The 24,728-nt window shown below is 49.5% G+C and carries 18 protein-coding genes; 5 read left to right on the top strand and 13 right to left on the bottom strand.

The window, feature by feature from the left end:
• Position 1 precedes the first annotated feature (1 nt).
• From GS398_RS15410 to GS398_RS15380, 7 genes are all read right to left on the bottom strand, one after another.
• Positions 2 to 1,093: a DegT/DnrJ/EryC1/StrS family aminotransferase gene (locus tag GS398_RS15410; protein ID WP_160907668.1), complete on the bottom strand. Its 1,092-nt coding sequence runs from the start codon at positions 1,091 to 1,093 to the stop codon at positions 2 to 4.
• Positions 1,056 to 2,519: a lipopolysaccharide biosynthesis protein gene (locus tag GS398_RS15405; RefSeq protein WP_160907667.1), complete on the bottom strand. Its 1,464-nt coding sequence runs from the start codon at positions 2,517 to 2,519 to the stop codon at positions 1,056 to 1,058. The genes GS398_RS15410 and GS398_RS15405 overlap by 38 nt, the downstream gene beginning before the upstream one ends.
• Positions 2,512 to 3,585, bottom strand: coding sequence for a Wzz/FepE/Etk N-terminal domain-containing protein (locus GS398_RS15400; protein ID WP_160907666.1), 1,074 nt, complete (start codon positions 3,583 to 3,585; stop codon positions 2,512 to 2,514). Before GS398_RS15400 ends, GS398_RS15405 begins: the two co-directional genes overlap by 8 nt.
• Positions 3,585 to 5,948 (bottom strand): polysaccharide biosynthesis/export family protein, encoded by a 2,364-nt coding sequence (locus GS398_RS15395; RefSeq protein WP_160907665.1) that lies wholly within the window; start codon positions 5,946 to 5,948, stop codon positions 3,585 to 3,587. Before GS398_RS15395 ends, GS398_RS15400 begins: the two co-directional genes overlap by 1 nt.
• 179 nt (positions 5,949 to 6,127) lie before the next feature.
• Complete coding sequence (locus GS398_RS15390; protein ID WP_160907664.1) at positions 6,128 to 7,798, bottom strand: capsule assembly Wzi family protein; 1,671 nt, start codon at positions 7,796 to 7,798, stop codon at positions 6,128 to 6,130.
• A gap of 6 nt (positions 7,799 to 7,804) precedes the next feature.
• The gene (locus tag GS398_RS15385) at positions 7,805 to 8,452 is read right to left on the bottom strand and encodes a response regulator transcription factor (RefSeq protein ID WP_160907663.1); all 648 of its coding nucleotides are present in this window, start codon (positions 8,450 to 8,452) and stop codon (positions 7,805 to 7,807) included.
• 6 nt (positions 8,453 to 8,458) lie between these two features.
• Positions 8,459 to 9,778 carry a sugar transferase gene (locus tag GS398_RS15380; RefSeq protein WP_160907662.1) on the bottom strand — a complete coding sequence of 440 codons (1,320 nt, stop codon included), beginning with the start codon at positions 9,776 to 9,778 and terminating at the stop codon, positions 8,459 to 8,461.
• Positions 9,779 to 10,022: 244 nt separating this feature from the next.
• Here GS398_RS15380 and GS398_RS15375 point away from each other — a divergent pair, with 244 nt between their 5' ends.
• Positions 10,023 to 10,673, top strand: coding sequence for a response regulator transcription factor (locus GS398_RS15375; protein WP_160907661.1), 651 nt, complete (start codon positions 10,023 to 10,025; stop codon positions 10,671 to 10,673).
• 9 nt (positions 10,674 to 10,682) lie between these two features.
• Here the strand turns inward: GS398_RS15375 and GS398_RS15370 are convergent, their stop codons facing one another.
• The 3 genes from GS398_RS15370 to GS398_RS15360 all read right to left on the bottom strand — a co-directional run bounded on the left by GS398_RS15370 (position 10,683) and on the right by GS398_RS15360 (position 16,643).
• Positions 10,683 to 13,826 (bottom strand): CheR family methyltransferase, encoded by a 3,144-nt coding sequence (locus tag GS398_RS15370; RefSeq protein WP_160907660.1) that lies wholly within the window; start codon positions 13,824 to 13,826, stop codon positions 10,683 to 10,685.
• Positions 13,827 to 13,869: 43 nt separating this feature from the next.
• Positions 13,870 to 14,598 carry an acyl-CoA desaturase gene (locus GS398_RS15365; RefSeq protein ID WP_160907659.1) on the bottom strand — a complete coding sequence of 243 codons (729 nt, stop codon included), beginning with the start codon at positions 14,596 to 14,598 and terminating at the stop codon, positions 13,870 to 13,872.
• Positions 14,599 to 14,825: 227 nt separating this feature from the next.
• Positions 14,826 to 16,643, bottom strand: coding sequence for a glycoside hydrolase family 2 protein (locus GS398_RS15360; RefSeq protein WP_160907658.1), 1,818 nt, complete (start codon positions 16,641 to 16,643; stop codon positions 14,826 to 14,828).
• A 289-nt stretch (positions 16,644 to 16,932) separates the two neighbouring features.
• Here GS398_RS15360 and GS398_RS15355 point away from each other — a divergent pair, with 289 nt between their 5' ends.
• Genes GS398_RS15355 through GS398_RS15340 form a run of 4 tightly spaced genes read left to right on the top strand, consistent with a single transcriptional unit; the run spans position 16,933 to position 20,927 of the window.
• Entirely contained in the window at positions 16,933 to 17,946 is a 1,014-nt protein-coding gene (locus GS398_RS15355) for a glycosyltransferase (protein WP_202406084.1), read from the top strand.
• 12 nt (positions 17,947 to 17,958) lie between these two features.
• A complete protein-coding gene (locus GS398_RS15350) occupies positions 17,959 to 19,248 on the top strand; it encodes a glycosyltransferase (RefSeq protein WP_160907657.1) in 1,290 nt (429 codons plus the stop codon).
• Positions 19,249 to 19,251: 3 nt separating this feature from the next.
• A complete protein-coding gene (locus GS398_RS15345) occupies positions 19,252 to 19,824 on the top strand; it encodes a D-glycero-alpha-D-manno-heptose-1,7-bisphosphate 7-phosphatase (RefSeq protein ID WP_160907656.1) in 573 nt (190 codons plus the stop codon).
• Positions 19,821 to 20,927 (top strand): glycosyltransferase family 9 protein, encoded by a 1,107-nt coding sequence (locus tag GS398_RS15340; RefSeq protein ID WP_160907655.1) that lies wholly within the window; start codon positions 19,821 to 19,823, stop codon positions 20,925 to 20,927. The genes GS398_RS15345 and GS398_RS15340 overlap by 4 nt, the downstream gene beginning before the upstream one ends.
• On the opposite strand, the gene GS398_RS15335 is transcribed toward GS398_RS15340, so the two are convergent.
• The 3 genes from GS398_RS15335 to GS398_RS15325 are packed head-to-tail and all read right to left on the bottom strand — an operon-like array spanning position 20,916 to position 24,595.
• A complete protein-coding gene (locus GS398_RS15335) occupies positions 20,916 to 21,899 on the bottom strand; it encodes a glycosyltransferase family 9 protein (RefSeq protein WP_160907654.1) in 984 nt (327 codons plus the stop codon). The genes GS398_RS15340 and GS398_RS15335 overlap by 12 nt on opposite strands.
• 7 nt (positions 21,900 to 21,906) lie before the next feature.
• Positions 21,907 to 22,878 (bottom strand): glycosyltransferase, encoded by a 972-nt coding sequence (locus tag GS398_RS15330; protein WP_160907653.1) that lies wholly within the window; start codon positions 22,876 to 22,878, stop codon positions 21,907 to 21,909.
• 1 nt (position 22,879) lies between these two features.
• Positions 22,880 to 24,595: a carbamoyltransferase family protein gene (locus tag GS398_RS15325; protein WP_160907652.1), complete on the bottom strand. Its 1,716-nt coding sequence runs from the start codon at positions 24,593 to 24,595 to the stop codon at positions 22,880 to 22,882.
• Positions 24,596 to 24,728 lie beyond the last annotated feature (133 nt).

Below are 24,728 nucleotides of genomic sequence, written 5' to 3'. Positions count from 1 at the left end.
CCTAATTGCATAGTGCGGGTTCTTTGAGCTCGTGCAATAAGATCCCGGTAATTTGCAGCTGTTCAGTTTCCAGCAGATCGAAGTAAAGCGGCAGGCATAATACGTTCCTGGCTATACTTTCCGCAACCGGGCAGGACTGATATTCGACATAATCGAGCAGGTTCAGCGACGGGTAGAAATATCTCCGCGGAAAAATCTCCTGGTCTTTTAACGCGGCGATCACTTTCAGCAACGCCGCTTCTGTTTTAAATACTACCGGGAAGTAAGCGTAATTGTAATCTACGTGGCTGCTGATAGTCAGCAATTGAACGTCGGATCCTTTTAGCATTTCATAATAAAAGAGCCATTTTTCTTTTCTTTTGGCCAGGATTTCGCCGACGTATTCAAGATTACAAAGCCCCATTGCGGCATGCAACTCTGAGGCTTTGCCGTTAATACCGATGGTGAAGTACTCTTCGCCTATATGTCCGAATTGCCGGTATAGATACATCTGTCTCGACAGCTTATCGTCGTTGGATACGATACAGCCTCCTTCTCCCATGTGGAAAACCTTGGTGGCGTGGAAGCTGCAGGTGCTCACATCGCCATAATTCAGGAGTGAAGTACCGTTGATCTTCGTGCCAAAAGCGTGTGCCGCGTCATAAATCACTTTAAGCCCATATTTGCTGGCCAGCGCTTCGATAGCCTCCACGTCGCAGGGATACCCGTATACGTGTGTCGCCATGATCGCCTGTGTTCTGGGAGTTATAGCGGCTTCTATCTTTGTTGCGTCGATACAAAAGGTACCCGGGTCTATATCTACAAATACCGGTGTGCAGTTGGCCCATAGAATAGTAGTGGTGGTGGCCACGTACGAAAACGGTGTGGTGATTATTTCGCCCGTGAGGTTCAGCGCCTTAATGGCCATTTGCAGCACTACGGTACCGTTAACGCATAAGATAAAATTCCGGGCATCCAGGTAATCTTTCAATTTTTGTTCAAGCTCGAGAACCAACTCTCCATTATTGGTGATCCAGCTTTTGTCCCAGGCCCGTTTTAATGTTTCGGTATACTGCTCAAAGGGCGGCAGGAATGTTTTTGTAACGTTTATCATGAAGGTATGTATTGAATGTTTTAAGAAGCACTCCCAGGCTTTTGAAGGCTTCGAGCTTATACAGGAAAGCCGCCAGGAGATACAATGAATTAAAAAGCAGGCTTAACGAAACCAGGCTGAGGACATTGTTGGTGAAGCCTGTAGCCGCATATAAATAAAAAGAAAGTACCACAGCCGAAGCACCCGCGACCAGGTATGACATGACGATCTTAAGCTGGTCGACGACCTTTACGGCAATCTCCCTGCTCACGAAAAAGGCATTCAGGGTTACCGCCACTACCGTGGCCCCGATAAAGCAAAAGATGAAGATTTTGAGACCGAAAACAAACCCGAACAGGTAAACAGGCAGTACGATGATCTTTTTGAGAACTTCCAGCTTAAGGAAGGCCGCCGAATTTCCTACCCCCGCAATAATATTGCACATGAGGCTGCTTACCGGCCATGCAAAGCCTATGACACACATAAGCTGGAACAATTCTGCGGAATATTGCCATTTAGCGGTAAAGAGGAGCAGGAACAAGTACTTGGAAATGAGGAAGAGCGTTCCGCTGAGGGCGATAGATACGAAACAGATAATATGCAGGTATTTGATATACAGGACGCTTAGAAAATTCCGGTCATCCTGGTGACGGGCGATGTAAGGAAACAGCGCACTCATGATGCTGTTAACCGAAAACTGCCGGATAAAACCATCCAGGCTTTGTGCGCGGCTGTAATAACCGAGTGTACTTACTGTAAAAAGCTTGCCGATGATAAAGGTATCCAGGCGCATATACACGTTGTCCAGCAAACCTGACGCGAACAGCCTGCTTCCATATTGCCAAAGCGGCCTGATCGACGAAAGGCTGAATGAAAACGACGGATACCAGCCAGCGCAAATGAAATTTAAGACCAGGAGTAAAGCGGAGTTTATTAACGATTGCGTCACCAGGCTCCATACGCCGTAACCGTTAAACGCCATGCATATGCCGATAATGCCCGAAATTACCGTGGAGATCAATGCGATCAGGCCGTTTAATCTAAGCATCAGCTTTTTATACAGCAAAGATGCTGGCACCAGGTTCAATCCGTTTAAAAGAAAGCTAACAGATAATAAGCGAAAAACAGGCTTGATCAGTGGCTGCTCATAAAACCTGGATAATGGATCAGCCGCGAAAAAGCATGCGATGGTGAGCAGCAGCGCGGCTCCCGCGTTTAGCAGGAATATAGTGGAATACTGCGTTTCAGTAATTTCTTTATATTGGATAATCGCCCGGTTGAACCCAAGGTCAAGGAAGATATGTGCCACCAGGATAACCGCCATTGCCATACCCATAATTCCAAATTCTGCGGGAGAAAGCAACCGGGTAAGAACAATAGTAATGGCCAGCCCGATAAACTGCACGGAAACTTTTCCAATGAAATCCCAGGCTATATTCTTAATCATGGCGCGAGGACATTCTTTTTAAGTACTTCGAAATCAAGCTCATGCCCACAATGATCATACTGATAACGAAACCGATAAACGCGCCCGTTACCACGGCGCTCCGTTTGCTGATGGCGTCGGAATCAAGAGGCAATAACGGCTCGTCAATTACCTGTATTAACGGGGTTTCGCGCTGAAGCGTCGCTTTTGCCACTTCCAGGTTCTTTACAACCTCAGCATACATAGCGGAGTTCGACTGGATATCGATCGATTTTTTTTGCGCAGGTACACGCAGAACCTGCAGGTTCGGGTTAGGATTCGGTGTGGCATCCGTTGCTGCGGCCGCCGCGCCTAATGAGAAGTTCAGTATCCTGCGGATGCTGTCAGTTTGCCGCTGCAGTAAACTGACATTGGTCAGATTACCTTTATTTTTGGTCTGGATGTAAAAGGAATTTACATTTTGTACGATCTGATCAGTAAAAGCCTTAGCGAATTTCTGATCCGTCGCCCTCATCTTTACGCTGATCAGGCCGAGTTTTTTATCCCGTTTATCTACAGTCAGCAGGTTTTTGTTCAAGTCCTTTACGATGAATTTAATCACGCTGTCGTGCACCACAGTGAATTGTTCGCGCGGGATATCGAAACGGATGTTTTTCAACCCCGGGTTATTCTTCCACGAATCCCTGATATGGGTGATCTCCAGGTACTTTTCAATAAGCAACTGGTTTTGCCCGGAATATGCTTCCCGGCTTAGCAGGGTTTTGGTAAGCATTAAACGTGATTTATAAAGCTCAAAGATGTTGTCTCCTTCAAAAAGCCCGCTGCTTCCCGCATCCAGCCCGGCAAGCGAGGCCAGCGCTGAATATTGCCCGAGTCCTGCCGCGCTTTTGCCTTTTTCTTCCAGCACAAACGTGCATTCAGCTGTATAGACCGGTTTTCGGTAGATGGCATAGATCAGGGAGAGCGCGGCACAGAGCCCGCAAATAATCGTAATCAGCAGCCACCTGGTCAGTAAATACCGCCATAGCTTCCTGGCCCTCTGTAAATTGTCTTTGATGAAAACTTCATCAGGCTGTGGGGCTGTCATTATTTAAATACGCTTAAGATGATGGCGGCCATAGATATGAGCGTTCCGCCGATACCGATGAGCTCAGTGGTCGACAAACCTTTGCGAACGGGCTTTTCGGGTACGAAAATGGTGCTGCCAGGGTCTACATCCGGGTGAAAGTTAAAGAACAGGAAACGACGCGTTCCCTCCAGGGTGCCGTTTGGATATACCACGTATGCTTTCTTTTTCAACGCATTTGAGGAGTATCCGCCGGCATTTAATATATATTGTTTAAAGCTCTTGGACGCTTCATACACCACCGCGCTGTTCTGCAATACCGCGCCGTTTACATGTACCACTTTTTGCTCTTTCGGAATTCTCAGGATATCTCCGTCCTCCAGGATAATGTTGGTAACGGAGGCCGGGTCCGACAAGATTTTCCCAAGACTGATGCCGACGAACTCGTTTTTGATTTCACCAGATGCCGGAATATTAGCCTCACGGACGCCTTTCTCAGCATCACCGGCAAGTACGAAGCTTTGCCTGAGGAGGGCACCGCCCTCTACGTTGGCTGCAGCTGTTAATCCGCCCGCCCGTTTCACCAGGTCGGAGATGCGCTCATTGTTTTTTTGGATTATATAAGTCCCCGGGTATAGTACTTCCCCTTCAACAGACACGCTTCGCTGTTTCTCAAAGCCGGGCGAGGTATAAACGTTAACGATATCGAAGGGCTTAAGCACAAAGTTCCGGTTGCTCATGCCCAGCGTTATATCCGTGCTTATAATCTCAACCTGCGCTACGTCGCTATTCTTAACGGTCGGGTCGGCGTTATTTATCCGCCGGGCTACCGCGATCCGGTTAGGACTCGCACTCTCGGTAAATCCACCGGCAATAATGATCAGGTCTTCTACCGTCATGCTGTCTGCGTAAAGAAACTGTCCGGGCTTCCTTACCTGACCGTTAATAGTAACATGGTATTCATCCCTGAGGTCGGTGATGTTGGGAATAGTAACCTCATCTTCGCGTTGCAGTACAATGTCGGCTGTAGTTCTGCTTATGATCCCCTGCGGACTGAAGGGCACTAGTTCAACCGTATTATCCGGCTTTAATCTTTTAATAAATCCCCTGCTCGCAAAAGCGCCTTCTCTTAACCCGGAAGCTTTAGTGATCAGCTGGCGCAGCGTAAATCCTTTATCGAGTGCGTAGCTGCCCGGCCTGAAGACCGCACCGTTTATGGTTACCCTGTTTTTAAAGCGGTCGAGTATCCGGTCTACTACGAATTTATCTCCGCGCAGCGGTATATAATTTGCATAATCGGCCTCGGTAACATCCACCAGCTGCCGTTCCTGGCCAATGATCTGTATCGTGCCAATCTTGTCGATATAGGCCTCATTGGTGAATCCGCCGGCAAACCGCACCACGTCCTTCAGGGTTTCGCCGGGCAATATCTCGAACTTCGCCGGCGTTTTAATCTCACCGGTTATCTCCACCCGCACCTTGTAAGTGGGCACCCTTACGATATCCTGGTCTTTTAACATCAGGTTATCTGCCTGCGAGCCGTTCAACAGGAAATCGTATACATCCAGGTGTTTGATCACCCGGTTGTTCCTGATCAGTTCGATTTCCCTTAGTGATCCGTTCGGCCCCGGTCCGCCGGACGCATATAGGGCATTAAATATAGTAGCGAGTGAGGGAAGCGTGTAAGTTCCCGGCTTTACGATCTCGCCAACCAGCAGTATCTTAATACTCCTGATATTTCCTAAAGTGATATTGAGCTCCGACCCGTTGCCAAGATTGTAATTAAAGGCATTGAGTTTAGCCCGAATGAGCGAGGTGGCGCCTTCCACCGTCTTCCCGGCGACGCTGGCGATACCCACATCCGGAATGTTGATCGTGCCTTCAGGACTCACCGTTAGCTTCCAATTAGCTACAGACTTGCCCGAAATATTTATGTTCAGCTGATCATCAGGCCCCAATACATAATTAGCCGGCGTAGCCAAACGCAGGTTAGGCTCGAAGGTGAGGCTACTACCGTTGAACAGGTTGGCACCGAATATGGGAAGCGTGGCAGGCGCCTGAACGGAACGCGTATCGGTGGTATCGGCGTTATTTACCTGCCTCGATACAACGGTATCAGGCATTGTGCTTACGCGACGCATCGCCGCCAGCCGCTTGGCGAGCTTAGCCTGTTCCGCAGGGGGAAGCCCGTTATCAGCAGCTGTTTTAAGAATTTGCGCCGATGGCAGATCGGTAAGCTGCGCCTGGCCGAGCAACTGCCTGAGCTGGTTATCAGACAGTGCATCGATCGAAACCTCCGAAAGGTTACGGATCACCTGGCTTAAGGAAGGGTTTGAAATACCTATGAAAATAATTAATAGAAATAAAGTTGAAAGTTTTGACATAGATATATCCTATATGGGGCCGTAAAGAGTCGCTTTTACCTGGTCATCTTCACTCAATAGACATCGTATTTTAAGTATTGGTTTACCGGTTACTACTCAAAATCCGCTGCGTGATTTACTTAATTTTTTATGGTATTAACCCCATATCACGTATTAATACTTGTACAGGTTAATACCGATCAGAACCGGTAAAGTATTCCCACCTCGCTGTGGAAGTTATATTTAATGTTTCCCTGGTCCGGATCTGCCGGATCCACATACCACTGGTAATTGTTAGATTTAATAGCCTGCAGTTTAGCACTAAATACCAGGCCGCGGTAATCCCATGTCGAAAAAGCCTGTATACTTTGGTCTATCCACCTGTGCTCGGGTATGCGGTCATCGAATGCAAAGTAATAGAAATCTGCATTGTGCTCGTATCTTTCTACTGACAAGCCAATGGTTTTTAACCCGCTGAACCAGTTCAGGCCGGCCGATACAAGACCGCCGCCGGTACCAATGCCTGCGCCAATGATCTCGCCGCGATTGGTATAGCCGTGCCGCACACGGTCATGTACATACCAGATACCGCCTTCCCTGATCACGTTTGACTTAGTAGAGCGCATTTCAGTAATCTCGACGTTAACAAGAAGATGCTGTTTCGGGGCGTTATTAATGGCTAACACTTTCGAGATGCCAAAGACGTAAGCGCTGGAATGGGCGGGTTGAACGGTCAGGTCTCTCAGGTTGTAAGCATGGTCGGTTCTCCCGTATTCCACATACATTTCCGCGCCCACTTCCTTAAAAAACCAACGGGCATAAACCGACGACTGCTGATCCCGGCCCTTGTTATCCTCCTCCCCCACGTTTTTCTTTTGTAACGGGGATAGGAAAGGCAGGTAATCCGCCACACCGTTTCCAATCTCATCGTGATAAACCATGAAAGTCCTCGCAATACCTAAGAATAGGCCCGGTACCCATTTGGGCGTATAGACGGCTATAATTCCTGATAAGTATCTCCAATCGTCATTTTTAGGATTGTATAGTAAAGTTCCCGCGTAAGTCATGTCAGTTCCGGGCGGTGTAAATCCTGAACCTTCCAGGCGGCCGGCAATAACCTGCGCCTCAAATGAGCCGATAATTGTACGTACAGGCTTCACCGTACTCAGTGAAAGATGCTTAAAGCCCGCCGCGTTATTGCTCATGAGCAATGAATTTCGCTGCCCGGGGCCCCACCATAAGTTCTCGTTAGATAATGCTACCGACACCGGTCTTACCGTAAAACGAATACTACTTTGCCCCCACGACAATTTGCTGTAGCTGCCATTGCCGAACCGCTCGGGCACGTCAAGGTGATTATACATGCCATAGTATACTCCCGACCTGAACTCATCAGCATAGATGGGAAATCCCTCATACGCTTTATTTTCCGCGAATACATATTCCGGTTTCAACTGTAAGCTCAGCGGACCATAGCTTGCATACAACCCGCCTGTTAACATGGTTTGGTAGCCGCGTGCGGGGATCATCGGACCATCGTTCCACCCATAGGGCGCTCTTGCGTTGTATTGCTGGGTCCATGCAACAGGAAGTAGTCCAAATGAAGCTTTCCCGCGGGATGTTACCTTACCGATATTATTGCGGACTTCGCTCCCCGTCCGGGTGCTGTCAGCGTTCCCGGAAGCAGTAACAGGCGCTGGATAAAACACGGGCCGGATAAACAGCGATACCGACGAGTCAAGCTTGCCGAGTAGCTGCTCACGCCTTAACAAGCCGTCGATCATACTCCCCACAGGGACAGATTGCGCCCCGGCATCGAAAGAAACCATAGCGAGGACAGCGGCCAGCATTATTTTGTTATTCAGCCTCATCCTGATTTACTTGATCATACCATTCTTGAAGGCGAACGATACCATAGAAATCGTGTTCCTGCATTGCATCTTTCCGAGCATATTTTGTTTATGGCCCTCGATGGTACGCTTGCTGGAAAATAGCTTATCCGCTATTTCCTGGTTGTTGTATCCTTCGGCAAGAAGGTTCAAAACTTCCTTTTCACGCCTGGATAACCCAGGGTCGGCAGTGGTCAGCAACGGAGCCGACTCCGGATGCAGATGCTTCTGGATGAGCCATGATACGATTTCAGCACAGTAATAAGGGGAATTTGAATGGACCTGCCTGATGGCAAAAAAGAGCTCCGCGCTCCTGATATTTTTAATCAGGTAACCCGAAGCGCCGGCATCTATCATCTGTAACACCTCGGGCGGCCGATCCACCGTACTCAGGAAAATTATTTTAATATGCGGATGTTTAAGCCTGGCATTTTTAATGATTTCCGGTCCCGGCAGCTGTTTCATATTCATCTCGGCCAGGATAATGTCGGCATCCGTTCCGTCATTCAGCAAGTCCATTAACTCCGTAATGCTGACAACTTCGCCCGTTATCCTGAAATCGGGCTCCTCCTCCAGCAGTGACCGGATCCCTTTTCTCACAATCATGTGATCTTCGGCGAGGATAATGTTGATCATGGGGTATTACTTGCCTTTTGCCTGGAACATGACACCCACTGTTTTAAATATAATGTGCATATCGTTCCTGAAATTCTGTTTATATTCCAGGTCGTGCACCATACGGTCGCACATTTGATCCACATTCTCCGCGTAACCGTAATACACCTGTCCCACAGAAGTTACGCCCGGCTTTAATCGCATGATCTTACGGTAATCAGGCGCCTTCGTAATGATCTGGTCAATAAAGAATTTTCGTTCCGGCCTTGGCCCTACTACAGACATATCGCCCTTGAGCACGTTCCAGAATTGCGGCAGTTCATCCAGGCGCGTTTTGCGCATGAATAAGCCCCACGGAGTAATTCTGCGGTCGTTTGCCGTAGCAAGCTGGGGGCCCATCCGCTCGGAATCCACATACATACTCCTGAATTTATAGATCACAAAAGGCACCTCGTCAAAACCTATGCGTTGCTGTTTGTAAAATATCGGACCGCGTGAGGTCAGTTTTGTGATAATACCAAGGACGATAAACAAGGGTAACCCGCAAATCATCATTACCGCGGAAAACACGATATCGAATCCACGCTTAACTATCCGTAACTGCTGCTCTTCCTCTTCGCGCGATTTAAGTACCAGGACCGGGATCCCATTATAATTCATCAGGCTGGCGCCATTCTTATCGATCAGGAGATCGGAAACAAGTTTAACCTTGATGTGGTACAGGTAGCATTCATTGATGAGCGTTTTCACAAAAGTGTTATCGATCTGCTTATAACAGATGAAGAGCTCGTTAACCTCCTCCGCGCGCAGCGCATTTACCAGCGAGGTAACGGAATATCCCCTGAGGTCTGCTTCAGACACGCGGTGTATTACCTGGTACCCGTACTCCGAATGCTCGTCGAACGACTTTACCAGCCTGGAGGTAATTTCGCTATCGCCGATCAGCGACACGCGCCGTATATTATACCCCTTTCTCCGGATAAACTCCAGCGCATATACCATAATGGCCCGCATGGTCACCGCCAGGACGAAGAAAAGCAGGTTATACAAAGCGATGATCCCGCCGCTCAGGCTGAACATCTTTAAAAAATAGAAGGCTCCCAGGGTAAGTACGAGATGATAAGCGATAGCTGCCGATAATTTTTGCAAAGTCTTCGAAAAAACCAACGGCCGTTCGAGTACGTAGTTAAGTGATAGCTTCGAGGCACAAATCCAGCTTAAATTGGCTACCAGGATAAATACCTGGAAAGTTTTATCACTTAAAGCAGTAGCGGACGCAGCCGGGTAAGAGATAAAAAGCGCGATATTAAAAATAACGAGATCGCTTATATAAATAAACGGTTCCATTAATTTTGAGTAACGTATAGTCATATTATATTACAGTGTGAACAATTAACAATCAGCACCATCGCCAGTTTCGGCAACAACTACGCAATCAGAGCTTCCTGTTTACTTGATTTTAACGAGACAATAACGTATAATTACGCTGTCAGGCAGCGATTCCGGCAATTCATTCACTGAGAAAAAATAGCGTGATAGTAAACAATACCATGTGTCTGAAGGTTAATTTCAAACTATTAACATATTCAAAATGATTAAGGTACTATTGGCAGAAGATCATTATATCGTAAGGAACGGTATTAAATCGCTGCTTGAGAAAGAGAAAGAAATAAGTGTGATTGGAGAAGCCGATGACGGGATTGATGCGATCACCCAGCTGGATAAAGGGCTGAGGCCCGACATTATAATTGCGGATATCAATATGCCTAAGATGGATGGGTTATTATTAACCGAAACCCTAAAAAAACGCTACCCGGACATTAGGGTCATCATCTTATCTATGATGGACCATGACAAATACCTGGTCGATTCTTTTAAAGCGGGAGCCCAGGGTTATGTGTTAAAGAACGCCCATCTTTCAGAGCTGATCTTTGCCGTTCGTTTCGTATTCCTGGGCAAATTTTATATATGTTCAGAAATCTCTATGCGGATGTTCCGCCACGTATCATCGGAAAGCGCCAAGCTAAGTTATTCCAACCTGGCCTCCGTCGAGTTCTCGGAGCGCGAGCTGGAGGTTTTGGAAATGACCGCAGACGGGTTAACCAACCAGCAGATAGCCACCAGGATATTTTCAAGTAAAAGAACCATAGAAGGCCTTCGCCAAAGTATGATCAACAAAACCGGGGTTAAAAACACGGCGGCGTTAATTCAATATGCGTTCAGAGCGGGGCTCGTTAAATGAGAGATCCTGCTAACGACTGTCGAGTTTTAAACTAATTGATATGGATGTTCCTGCTCCCGGGCTGCTCCTCATGTCAATCTTACCTTTCAGCATGTGCACCCGGCTGATAATATAATTCAGGCCAAATCCATGCTTATCTTTATCAAGGGCGTCCGGCATACCGACTCCATTGTCAGTTAACTCGCAGAGCAGCAGCTGCTTTCTTCTGCTGACAGATAAAACTACCTCCGTCGCAGACGAATGTTTTACCACGTTGTTCAGCAACTCCTGTATCATCCGGTAAATAACGATTTCCTGTGTAACGCCCATCCGTACCTTTAACCCGGTAAAACGTAACTTGTACCCGATGCCTGCAGCTTCCAGGTTCGCTTTTACCATATCCACTAAAGCAAACTGGAGACCGAAATCCTCCAGGATCGGCGGTACCAGTTCATAACAAAGCTTCCTGACTTTTATCATCGCCTCGTCCAGCAGGCTGGTCACTTCAGGCAGTTCCGCCGGGACCTGGAACTTGGCGATACTCAGCAATTGTCCGAATTCATTATGCAGCACCTCTGCGATTCGTCTCCGCTCATCTTCCTGGGCCATGATCACAGAATTAAACACCTGTTTCATCCAGGTGCTTTCCAGTTCCTTCAGGCGGTTCTCGGCACCCATTTCACTTTTAATATCAAGCTCCCGCTGTGTGTTTTTAAGCAGGGTAATATCTACAAACGTAAGAATGGCGCCGGTTACCTCGTGATCCGGCTGCCGAACGTAAGGCATGGCCATACTTTGGTACCAGTTGCCGTTAGTGGTTTCAATTTCTTTAACCACGACTCCACCGTGATGAATTACCTGCTCGATATCCGCTACGATAGATTCCAGCCTGATGTTGGTAGAGATGTTGCTAAGCGGCCTGCCGATATCAGAATCGAGGAGGTTGATCAGCTTAATAGTGCCGGGTGAGAATTTCATCAACCGGAGCTCCCTGTCCACGAATAACTGCCCGTTAACATTGCTTCTGAAATAATTATTCAGGTCATCGTTTAGCTGGAGCAGCTCCTTATTCTTCGATTGATATTCGGTGTTGATGGTTTGCAGCTCTTCGTTCACAGACTGCATTTCTTCGTTGGTGCTCTGCATTTCTTCATTCGCAGAAAGCAGCTCTTCGTTAAACGATTGCAGGTTCTCATTCGAAGCGTCCAGTTGTTCAGCGGCAGAAAAAACAAGGTCTTTCAGCCTTCTCACTTCCTCTTCAAGACCCTTCGTATATTGATCGAGCAATATTCGTTCATCAAATACCTGGGCATCCGCAACGGGAAAACCCGGCGGCGGCTGGTCTCTAAGCGTCACCATGAACAGCTTACCCGCAGTTTTAGAATCAAGCGGTGTTACGGAAAGCGTTACGCCGAAATCTGCAGTACCACGCTTAACGCCGATATCGCCTACCGTTCCCGGCTCAGCTGTGACCACTGCGTTCATCATCAATGTGTTAAAGGCAAGCGCAAGCGGCCCCGGCAAGAGCGCCTCGAGGTCGCGCGTAAAGTTTTTCTGGAGCAGGTACCGCGTTGTGTCGCCATAAGACCTTAACACCTGCTTATTTTCATCGATGCATATGGCCACGTAATCCATGACGGCGGCCAGGTTATTATGCATGAGCTCGTCGATCTCACCGGCCGCTTTCGCGGGATCGACACGCGCGGAAGACGAGGGTGAATAATTGATATTTATCGGGTCGGGTAAGATATAACTGTCAAATTTTCCATGCTTTTGTGCAAGGCTCTTATAGATCTTCCATTTTTTGCTGACCACCTCCAGGTTGTTTAAGATCGGCAGCGGGCTTTCGCTCGATCCTAAAAATAAACAGCCGCCCTTTTTAAGGCCGAAGTTTATCATGTTAAATACTTTTTCCTGCAGGATAGGCGACATATAGATGAGCAGGTTCCGGCAACTGATGAGCTGCATGTTACAATAAGGCGGATTTTTAACAAGATCGTGCTGCGCGAAGATCACCATGCGCCGGATCTCGGGTTTTATCTTGTAGCTATCTCCCTCTTTGAAAAAGTGTCGCTCAAGCCTTCCTGCGGGCACGCCCTTCACGGCGTCAAGGCTGTATACCCCTCTTCCTGCATGCATTAGCGCCGTACCGTCAATATCAGTAGCGAATATTTTTACGGCGATATCTTTAAACCGGCCTGTTAACAGCTCACAAACCAGTATCGCGAGAGAGTAAGCTTCTTCGCCCGTTGCACATCCCGCCACCCACATTTTAAATTCCTCGCCTGGGGGGTGTGCTTCCAGCAGCCCGGGAATGATTTTTTTCTCGATAAAGCTGAACGCTTCCGCGTCCCTGAAAAATGAAGTCACCCCGATCAGGAAATCCTTTGCCAGCGCCTTCACCTCATCGGGCGACCGCTGCAGGAACTCGAAATACGTTCCCAGGCTGTTGAAACCGCCTTGCGCCGCGCGCCGCTTCGTTCTCCTGATGATAGTGGCGGGTTTATACCCCGAAAAATCCAGCGGCGAGGTTCTCCTGATAAGCTCAACGATACCGGCGATGTTCTTCTCGTCGCGCCCGCTGTCCTTCACAAGTTTTCCGGCATACTTCACATATTCTTCAATGGCCTCCGGCATGAGCGCGGGCTCCAGTACCAGGCTGGCTAAGCCGGCGCCGATCACGCTTAAAGGCATGCTGCCGAAAGGAGCGGTTTCCGGGTTGCGTACCATCACAATTCCCCCCTCCTTCCTGATCGCCCTTGCGCCTTCCGTGCCATCGGAGCCCAGGCCCGACAGGATCACCGCGATAGCGCTGCCTGCACTATTTGCAGCCAGCGATGAAAAGAAGGCATCAATAGGGAGATGTGGACCTGGTCCGGCTTGCCTGTCGGCCAGGCATAACCGGTTATGCCTGATGGTCATCACTTTACCGCTTGGAATGAGGTATACCCTGTTGGTGAGTACCCTTGTACCGTTCTGTGTCTCTTCTATCTCCAGCTTACTGTGTTTCGACAGCAGTTCCGCCATCCTGCTTTTAAAATCGGGGGGGATATGCTGGATAACCACGTAAGCAACGCCATCCAGTGGCGTATGATCGAAGAAAGTGACGATCTCTTCTATTCCGCCGGCCGAGGCGCCAATGGCAACAATATGGTGTGGTTCGTCCGGGAGCAATTAGAACAGATTAAGTAAGGGATAAAAATCAAATATAATACAATTATGCCTTGCGAAGCCGGATGATCCGCAGCCTGTGCATTAATCTCATAACAGGATATACCGGGTCGATCTCGAACCAACGCTTACCGAAATTGGCGCTGTTGGGATGGCGATGGTGATTATTTTGAAACAACTCGCCGAGCATCAGGAAGTCGAACGGGGTAGTGTTCTTCGATTTGTCGTTGTTATCGAAATTCGAATAACCGTATTTATGGCCGCACCAGTTTACGATCGCACCGTGTATCGGGCCCATTAAATAATGAACGGGAAGCAGCAGGAACATCCACCAATGTGAGGCGAACGCAATGTAGAACCAGGTATAAGCGGCGCCAAACGACAATCGCGACAGTATGGACGACCCGATACGGTCTATAAGCGGCCATTCCGGGTAATATCCGGTGAACCTCGCTTCCGGGTCGCTGGTTTTCTTCAGATGATCGCGAAACGTATTAATAGTGGCTACCATCATCTGGAATACATCTGTGAAAAAATGCGGCGAATGCGGATCTTTTTCCGTATCGCTATAAGCATGATGCTCGCGATGCATCAGCGCATAAGCCCGGGGATTCAGGAAGGAAGCGCCTTCGAACAAATAAGCCATCAGGTAAAACACCCGCTCCCAGAACTTGCTGGTGGTAAACATTCTGTGCGATGCATAGCGATGCTGGAAAAATGTCTGAAAAAATAAAGACAGGAACCAATGACTAATAAAAAAAATAAGGATAGGCATTTTAATAATTATGATAGAAGTGAAGTAAAAATAACGCTTACATAAAATTGAAAGTGTGGGTATTACTACGGAAACGTGCGGCGATAAATACGGAATCGCCTATAAACTATTCACTCGTTTCCAAATAGTTATCGCATATCCGCCGGCAACAGGCGAAGGCTGACTTTATCATTCGGCCCCTGGAAATTCCATCGGCGATATCTTCGATAGATAAAAGTAATCGTTAATCATATCGGATTGGATTTTAGCAAACCGGCCGGTACGCGCAATTCCCCGGAAGAGGATTCAATGATCCCGTTCCTTTCATCCTCGATATCGGTTGCCTGGGTATATACGTCTCCTGCGATGGGCCGTTTTCTTAGTTCCGCTTTAAACTGCCTGATCCTTTCGTTGCGCTCCTCGCCGTTGTCCGGGCCGCCGTAATTGGCAAAACCAAATCCGCCCCATTCACTAACCAGCAAGGGAACTTGTTTGCGAAAGAAAAACGGATCGCCTACGGTGAGTGGAAAAGCAGCTACCCCTTCAAGTTTCCCCGACACCAGGTCATCCAGCATTTCTTTCCATCGCTGAATTTCAGGAGTGTATAAATGCACGGTGAACAGGTCGCTTTTTAAACGGCCTTCGAAGGAGATATGCTGCCATCCATCGTTATCTACTACCAAAAACTGCGGGTAGGCGATCTGCATATAGTGATACATATCCATTATATATTGCCGCGTTTCGGGATTGGCAGCGATATCCTGCACCCCCCAGTCTTCATTGTACAGGCTCCAGATGATCACAGAAGGATGCGTAGCGATCAATACCAGCATGCGCAGCAGTTCTTCCCTGTGGTTGGCACGGCTTTTTGGCGATGACCGGTGCGGGCTGGGCACTTCCACCCACAGGAGTAAGCCAAGTTTATCTGCCAGGTTGTAGATCCGCGGATCTACCCCGGCGATATGAATGCGTACGAGGTTGCATCCCAATGCCTTCATCGCATACATATGGCTTTTAATTTCTTCATAACTGGCAATCCCCGGCTGGTATAGAATGCCGTCGAGGTACACCTTGTTATTATTCAGGTAGATGCCGCCACCGCGCGATTCGATCTTCCGCAATCCGAAATAAGACTCGATCTCGGCAGCATAACCGGTATGGTCGATCAGTTGCGCTACCAGCCTGTAAAGCCGGGGCGACTCGGGCGACCATGTCTTCGCGTCCGGGATTTCGATCACCAACCGCTGTTGCTTCTGACCGGCTTCGAGTAACAAAGGATATTCGTCTACAGCCACCGGCTCCTCGTCATTTACCGCACGGTCGAAGACTTTAAGTCTCACCGTGTACGCACCAGGATCATGGATGCGTGTGGTCAGGTTGAACCGCACCAGGTTGTCTTCCACAACGCTTACCACGCCCACACGTGACCGCAGCCGGTTACGCTCTACCGATTCAAGCCAAACGCTGCGCACCGCACCGGTATACGTCTGGTACCAGATACCGCCCCGCTTGTATACCGAAGATTCCTGCTTGCCCCGCGGGGTATCGGCATCCATGGTACTGGTTACCCTCACCGTCAAACGGTTTACGGGCTGCAGGATCTCGTCATTAAGCTCGTATGAAAATGAAGTGTATTCACCGATGTGCACCTCTTCGTCTTCTATCGTTTTCAACGGGAAGCCGTTGAGCCACACACGCGTCTCATACCCGCAAGCCCCGAAGGTAAGCTGCAGGCCCGAGCGAACGGGATCTTCCCGCAGCGGGGTGGCGAACTCGCGCTCATACCATACGGTAACCGTATCCTGCCAGGATTTTCCGGCCGGGTTTGACTTAGTGATATGAGCCTCAACACTTCCCGGCCAGTGAGCGGTGTCGGTATACGAATGGCCAAGAAACCAGTTCTCTGCAATTCCGACCTGTCCGCCATCGTGTGCAAACTTCCATTCACCATCCAGCAAGGTGAACGAATTCGGACGAATAACGGCACGTGGAAGAAAATTTTCGGCTTCGGAAGCTGCCGGGTCTTCCTTGCTGCTCTTTGTTAAACTATAATTAGGACGGATCATTAATGTACGTTGGCGTAAAGTTAGCGGGTAATGCTTACAACCTGTGCCGCGGTCAATTGTTCCATATTAAAACGGAATGATCAGGCAATAATCGAAATCATAAAACCAAACGATCACCTTATAGTTGAGGATCAATGAATTAGCGAACCCCGCCATAACAGTTTCACAGGTTTTATAATTGAAAGCGATAATAAGAGATACTGCTTGCAGATGTCATAATCAGGTACTAATCCTACCCATTCTGCGTACTTAGCACAAAACACCCCTTCCCCGCTCCTGTTGATTTAAGATGAACCTCATAAGTCCCCAGGGTATCGGCCATGCCGAAATTTCCAAGTTAAGAGTCTTTACCTGGCATATCCATGGCAGTTACCTCTATTACCTGTCTCAGGCCAACCTGGAGATCTATATCCCGGTGAACCGGGAACAGGCAGAAGGCTATTACGGACGTGGAGAGACATTCCCGTTCGGCGATAACGTCCATGAAGTGCCGGAAGACGAGGTACGAACCATGGCATTCGATTGCATTCTTTTCCAAACCAATACCAATTTTTTAGAAGATCAGTACCGTACGCTTTCCGCGGAACAGCGGGAACTTCCTAAGATCTACCTGGAACATGATCCTCCGCGTCAGCATCCAACGAACACCAAACACCTGATCGACGACCCGGACATGTTGCTCGTCCACGTGACCCATTTCAACAGGCTTATGTGGGATAATAACCACACTGCTACCAAAATAATCGAGCACGGCGTAACCGTTCCGGCAAACGTATCGTGGACCGGCGAAAAGAAAAAAGGGATCGTCGTGATCAATAACCTCCCGTCCAGGGGAAGATTATTAGGCTATGACCTCTTCCTGGACATCAGCCAAAAAATTCCGCTCGACCTGATCGGCATGGGAACCGAAGAGAAAGGGATCGGCGAAGTACTCCACCCGCTCGTCCCCGAATTTACGAGCCACTACCGGTTTTTCTTTCACCCGATCCGCTACACGAGCCTGGGACTTGCGGTTTGTGAGGCGATGATGGCCGGCATCCCCATTGTCGGGCTTGCCACCACTGAACTTTCATCTGTGATCCGCAATGGCGAGAACGGTTTTATCTCTACCGACCCCGGCTACCTTGTGGATAAAATGGACCTCCTGCTCCAGGACCACGAACTGGCTCGCCGTATCGGAAATGCCGGCCGTGAAACCGCGATGGAACGTTTTAACATCCGCCGGTTCGCCGCAGATTGGGAACAAACGATCGGGAATCATGTCAGCTTAGTCCGCCGGAAAAAGCTGCACTTAACAGCATAGCAACGAAAAGTCATGAGCAACAACTTCAGAATTGCGTTTATCAGCGATCACGCTTCCCCCTTAGCCTCTCCCGGCTCTACCGATAGCGGAGGTCAGAATGTATATGTAGCCGAAACAGCTAAACAACTCGCTAAAATGGGTTATAGCATAGACATTTTCACGAGGATGGAAAACGAGCATGCAGCTTCGGTGGTAGACTGGCTGCCCGGTGTACGCGTCATCCACGTTAAGGCCGGCCCGGCGAAAATCATTCCGAAAGAAGATATATTGTGTTATATGCCTGAGTTTCGGGATAACCTGGTCGCCTTCATAACGGAAGAAGCGGCGCGCTACGATTTGGTGCACGCGCATTTCTTTATGTCGGGATGGGTGGCCCTCGAACTGAAAAGATTACTAAGCATTCCATTTACCGTTACGTTCCATGCATTGGGGCGCGTGAGGAAGATCCACCAGGCGGAAAACGACCGGTTCCCTGCAGAAAGAATCGAGATTGAAAAAGCCGTTATCCGCGGCGCCGAAAAGATCATCGCAGAATGCCCGCAGGATAAATCGGACCTCGAAAACCTTTACCAGGCCAACCCGGAGAAGATCACCATCGTGCCCTGCGGTTTCAGCTCCGCGGAATTTTACCCCGTAAACAAAGATGCGGCACGGAAGAAGCTTGGTATTGCCGGCGACGACTTCGTGCTCCTTCAACTTGGACGCATGGTTCCGCGAAAAGGAATAGATAACGTGATCCGGGCGGCAGGCTCGCTGAAAGGTTCCGCCAGCGCGGTTAAACTGCTGGTGGTAGGTGGAGAATGTCCGGCCGGCAAACAGGCATCAAGTCCCGAGCTATTGCGGTTAGCAGCCATAGCTGAAGACTGCGGCATCAGGGAAGCCGTCAGTTTCACCGGCCGGAAATCACGCGACCTGCTCAAATATTACTACGCTGCCGCCGACATTTTTATCACTACGCCCTGGTACGAACCATTTGGCATTACACCGCTGGAAGCGATGGCCTGCGGGTTGCCGGTGATCGGTGCGAATGTAGGCGGGATCAAATATAGCGTGGTGCACGGCGAAACAGGTTTCCTGGTGCCACCGAACGACCCGTTGGCCTTGTCGGAAAAGATCGCGTTGCTGATGGAGGACCGTACATTATTGAAAACCATGCGTTTCAACGCGCTTATGCACGTGAACACTCATTTTAAATGGGACCATATCGCTGCCCTGCTATCCAATGTTTACCGCGATATGATCTTTAAGTGGCAAACCGGGCAGCTTGTTCTCCCTTCATTCGAAAGTATTGAAGCAGCTTAAATTATGCAACGAGCGATTTTTATCGATAAGGACGGGACATTGATCCCTGATATCCCTTATAACGTCGATCCCGCGCTGATCACGCTGTCTGAGAACTGCGTGGAAGGATTGCAAAAGCTGCAGGATAGCGGCTTTTTATTAATCATCGTCAGCAACCAGCCGGGGGTAGCTCTTAACTATTTTAGTGAAAGCGCGCTCCTGTGTTCTTTTGATAAGGTGCGGTCCCTTTTATCAGACCAGGGGATTACGCTGGAAGGAATTGAATATTGCCCGCATCACCCCCAGGGCACCCAACTTTACTACGCAAAATCCTGTTATTGCCGTAAACCCTTGCCGGGGTTGCTTTATCGCGCCGCACAGCGATATGGCATAGACCTTTCGCGGTCGTGGATGATCGGAGATATCCTGAACGATGTAGAGGCCGGGCACCGCGCAGGCTGCAAAAGTATCCTGATCATTAACGGCAACGAAACCGAATGGAAACCCGGCCCTTTCCGCATCCCTTGTTACGTAAGCACTACCATCAACCAGGCGGCCGAAATTATAACAGACACCCTCAAATATTACGACCAATGAACGCCGATTGGACAGGATGCAAAAATATTCTCTGTATAAGGCCCGATAACATGGGCGATGTGTTAATGTCGTCGCCGGCGTTCAGGGCTTTAAAAGAGACTTTTGATTGCAAAATAACGCTTCTTACCTCTCCAGCCGGGGCCGTTATCGCCAGGCTCATTCCCGCTGTCGACGAAGTGATCACCTGTCATCTCCCATGGGTTTCGCATCCGGCGGCCGATGATTCGATCACCCAACTCATCAGCATCTTAACAAGCAAAAACTTCGACGGCGCGGTGGTCTTTACCGTTTATAGCCAAAACCCGTTGCCGTCGGCCATGATCGCCTACCTGGCAGGTATCCCCAATCGTTTGGCCTGGTGCCGGGAAAACCCGTATCACCTGCTAGATTGCTGGATGCCCGACCCCGAGCCCTACCAGCTGATCCGGCACCAGGTAAAACGCGACCTCGACCTGGTAGCCGCTATAGGGGCTTATACGGCCGACGATCACCTGGCGTTAGCGACAGATAAGAATAGATGGCCTGCAGTGGCCGGGCGGCTCACGCAAATGGGGTTAGACTTAGGCAAACCGTGGATCATTATCCATCCCGGTGTCAGCGAAGAGAAACGGGAATATCCTTTTTATCACTGGATCGTCACGGGGCAAAACCTAATCAAGGAACTTAACACCCAACTGATCATTACCGGTTCCTTTGAAGAATCGCAGCAGGCGGAGAAACTCAGGAGCTTCATAGGCAAGAGCGCTTTTTCAGTAGCCGGGACACTAGACCTGGAGGAATTAAGCCTGCTTATCAGCCATGCCCCGCTGGTGATCTCCGTAAACACCATCACCAGCCACCTGGCCGCCGCCATGGGATGCCCGATAGTAGTGCTTTACGCGCTTACCAATCCCCAGCACTTACCCTGGAGGGCGTCGGGGATTGCGTTAACCTATCCCGTAACCGCCGTTCTCCGCAGCAGGAACGAAATTGTGAGGCAGGTAGGACACTGGATGCCGCAGATCTTTATGGTATCGCCTGATGAGATCCTGGCGGCGGCAAAAGAAATACTTACCAGGGGTTTCCACGGTGCGGTCCCGGAACTGGTGCCGCTACAAAAATAGCCTTTGTGTTTGCCGTTTCACCTCATCCAGGTCTTTGTTGTTTGCCCAGTCGTGGGTGTAATGCAACTTCTTGTTGAGGGGCGCCCAGCGTTCCGGCTCGCCGTCCATACTGATCACGATGCCCGGTACCTCCAGGGCAGCGGCCATATGAGATATACCGGTGCAATTGCTGATCAGCGCGTAAGCGTCGCGCACCAGGATCCCAAGCGCACCGAGGCCGGTTTTTCCCGCCAGGTTAATGGCGGGCGACTTCATAAGAGACTGCACCTCCTGCACAATTGCCTGTTCGCTTTCGGTACCGGTTAATAAGATCTCAAAGCCTTCAGCGGCGCAAATATCCGCCAGCGCCGCGAAATGTACGGGCGGCCATTGGCGCCATGGGCCCCGCGAACCGGGATGAACGATCACGTACCTCCCGGGGGCGACTACAATTTCCAGCATACTGAAATCCTTCTCATCCGCCGCATTTAACGGGAACTCCATTTTATAGGATTCCGCAGGGATTCCCAAAAACGACATTAACCGAAGATGACGTTCCGTTTCATGGATCCCCCGGGGATATTCAAGAAATAAGTCATGGTCCGGACAACCGTCCTCCGGGATAAAAAAGCCGGCACAATACGTAGATTCCATCATACCAACCAGGTAATTCACGATAGTACCGTCGCCCTGCATCTGTATGATCAGGTCATATCGATCCTTCCTGGCCTGCTCTATAAACGCGAATGTCTCGCCCTCTGCTACCGTTTGTTCTGGCAAGCCCGTATACCCGGGAAAATGAACGAAGCGGTCTATATACCCTGAGAATCGCTGCACGAACGATTCGGCCCACGACAACCCGAATAAGGTAATTTCCGCACCAGGGTAAGCGGCCCGCAACGCTTTTAACGCAGGAACGGCACAAAGCAGATCGCCTAACTGCAATGCGCGCAGAATGCCGATCTTCTGGATGTTTTCCGGGAGTAATTTCATCTGGAACTTATATAAAGAATACACGAAACTTAAGCGCACCGTACCAATGCCAAAAAACCGAAGCGAACGGAATAGCCGCCGACGTTACCGCGATTTCGGCCAGGTGAGGAGGATTGTGTGAAGTGCGCCGTAACCGCTTCAGGCAAAACAACAGCCACACGATCGTCCAGCAAGCCATAGACACTCCCGCATAAAAATAGGTCCGGGTTAAGAACAAACCTGCGGTCGCCACAAGCAGCAGGATCATCAGGTAATAGCTGAACGGCGACCGCTGCCCGATCTTCTCGTTGTACAGTACGGGATACTTTTTGTAAAGGAGCGCATTATACATCCCCTTCTTCTGTTCCCGGAGGCTTGAGCCCCAGGCTACTTGCCTGACGGGATGAGTTACTACAGCATCCTCAAGACGGACAACGGCTACCTTGTGCGTTAATAGCTTAAACTCCAGGTCGCTATCTTCACGCCAGGCCATTTTAAACCGTTCGTCGAAGCCGCCGGTTTTAAGGAGCGCCTGCTTAGAGCATGCACAGTTAGCGGTAACAAACCGTCCGTTTTCGAGCCCTTTTGTGTTAAGGGCGTGGTCTGTTACCGGCCCGGTTACAGGAACGATAACTCTCCCCGTAAAAGCGATGCCGTTATTTGCGCCTTCATTGGCCGAGTAACCTTCCCAGAGTTTACTTAACCAGTCGGGCGCAGGCAGGCAATCGTCATCGGTAAAAGCGATTAAAACACCTTTCGCCCGCAGCCAGCCGCGGTTCCGGGCTGCTGCAGGGCCTTTGTTCTCAAAAGTTTTGAGGTAATAGCAGGATTTCAGGTACGTTTGCGACTTAACCGGGTACTGACTGATCGTTTCAGCGCCGTCGAGCACCACGATGATCTCAAAATCGGCAGAAGGAAAATCCTGCCTGGTTAATGCATGCAAACAGGCCGAAAGCAGCTCAGGCCGGTTATATGTTGGAACGACGACGGAGATCTTCATGTTACTTTTGAATAAGAAAAGAGCCGATCACCAACGCATCGAACGGCGATGACCAAAAACACTCCACCGCATCACGCGGCGAGCAAACGATAGGCTTTCCAAGTGTGTTAAAAGAAGTATTGATCAATACCGGCACACCCGTTCTGCGATAAAACGCTTTCAATAACGCGTAATATTCAGGGTGCTGACGTTCATTGATCGTCTGGATCCTTGCGGTGCCATCTACATGCCGTACGGCGGGAATCTGTTCTTCCTTTCCGGGGAGCACATCATATACAAAAAGCATGAAAGGCGAATAGCCGGCTCCTTTAAACCAGGCGTGCGCTTCTTCCTGCAGGACCACCGGGGCCACCGGGCGAAAATCCTCCCGGTCTTTTACCACGTTCAAACGCGATTGCATGTCCGGGTTGATCGGGCTGGCCAGGATCGAACGGCTTCCCAGGGCACGCGGTCCGAACTCCATCTTACCCTGGAACCAGCCGATGATCTTATCCTGGACCAACAGGCCGGCGGTTTCCTCGGCGATGTTATCGAGCTTACGGTAGGGAACTTTTGCCAGTTTGAGGAAGCGCTCGATCTCCATATCCGTATAATCAGGCCCCCAATACACATGCTCCATTACGAAATCTTTGGTTTGGCTATTGCGAAGTTTCGAATCGATCCAGATCGCCGCGCCTAAAGCGGTACCCGAATCGCCGGAAGCAGGTTGTACCCAGATATTCCTGAACGGCCCGCGATCGCGGATCCTTGCATTAAGCACGCAATTAAGCGCTACGCCGCCAGCCAGGCACAAATTAGTTTCCCGGGTTTCACGGTGAAGGTATGCTGCGAGTTCGAGAACGGTATCTTCCAGCACCACCTGCAGGGAATGCGCTATATTGAAGTGATACGCAGTGAATTCTTCATTCCTTAAGCGTTTCGGGCCGAAATACTCCTCAATTTTGCCGGAATCTATCGAGTACTGCCCGTTCTCACCGATCCTGATCATCGAACGGAACTCATAAACGAATCCCGGTTTGCCGTACGATGCCAGCGCCATCACTTTATATTCATCCGACGAATGAAGAAATCCCAAATGTGTGGTTACCTGCTCGTAAAGCAGGCCCAAAGAGTTCGGCATGTTTACCTGCCCGATCCTTTCAAGGTCGTTTCCTCGTCCTAAATTATAGGTAGTGGTCGCCAGTTCCCCTCTCCCGTCAAGGGTAAGCACGGCCGCATGACCGAAAGGCGAAGGGAAGTACGCACTGGCGGCGTGGCTGATATGATGCTCCACGAAATGCCATTCAAAATCCGTGGTTTTACATCCGTTGAAGCGATATTGAAGGTGGTGGGGATATCCGTCAACCAGGTGATAGGGCGCCTGGATAATAGAGGAAACGAACAACGGATCCCACGGTGAATTTCCGTCGGGCTGCTGCCGCGCTTTACGGAACGGAACCGTTACCGTACCGGGAACCGTAGTCCACCGGCTATCTACCAGCAGCTCGGGATCAAAGGAATAAGCAATATGATCTACATCCTTCAAAAAAATTCCCGCCTTCTCTAAACAAAAGTTAATTGCATGATAAGGGAGTTCGTAAGCTGCGAAGGGAATAGGCCGCTTTCCATGTTTAAAATGAGTGAAGCGCTCGTCTTCGGCGGCAGCTAATAAGATCCCGTCTTTTAAGATACAGGCAGACGAATCATGAAATGCCGCGTTAATTCCTAAGGTATACATATTGACAATTACGGACCACTTAAAAGCAAGCGATCAAACAACCAACAACGGCAGCGGAAAAAGAGAAGCGTGCTAAGTACGTGAAATTGCCTGAAGAACTACGTAATATGTCATAAAACCACAGAAATGCACT

It is taken from the genome of Hufsiella ginkgonis (assembly GCF_009834915.1).
In the GTDB taxonomy this organism is placed as follows: domain Bacteria; phylum Bacteroidota; class Bacteroidia; order Sphingobacteriales; family Sphingobacteriaceae; genus Hufsiella; species Hufsiella ginkgonis.
Note: the sequence above shows the minus strand (reverse complement) of the source record. Positions and strands in the feature narration are given on the sequence as shown.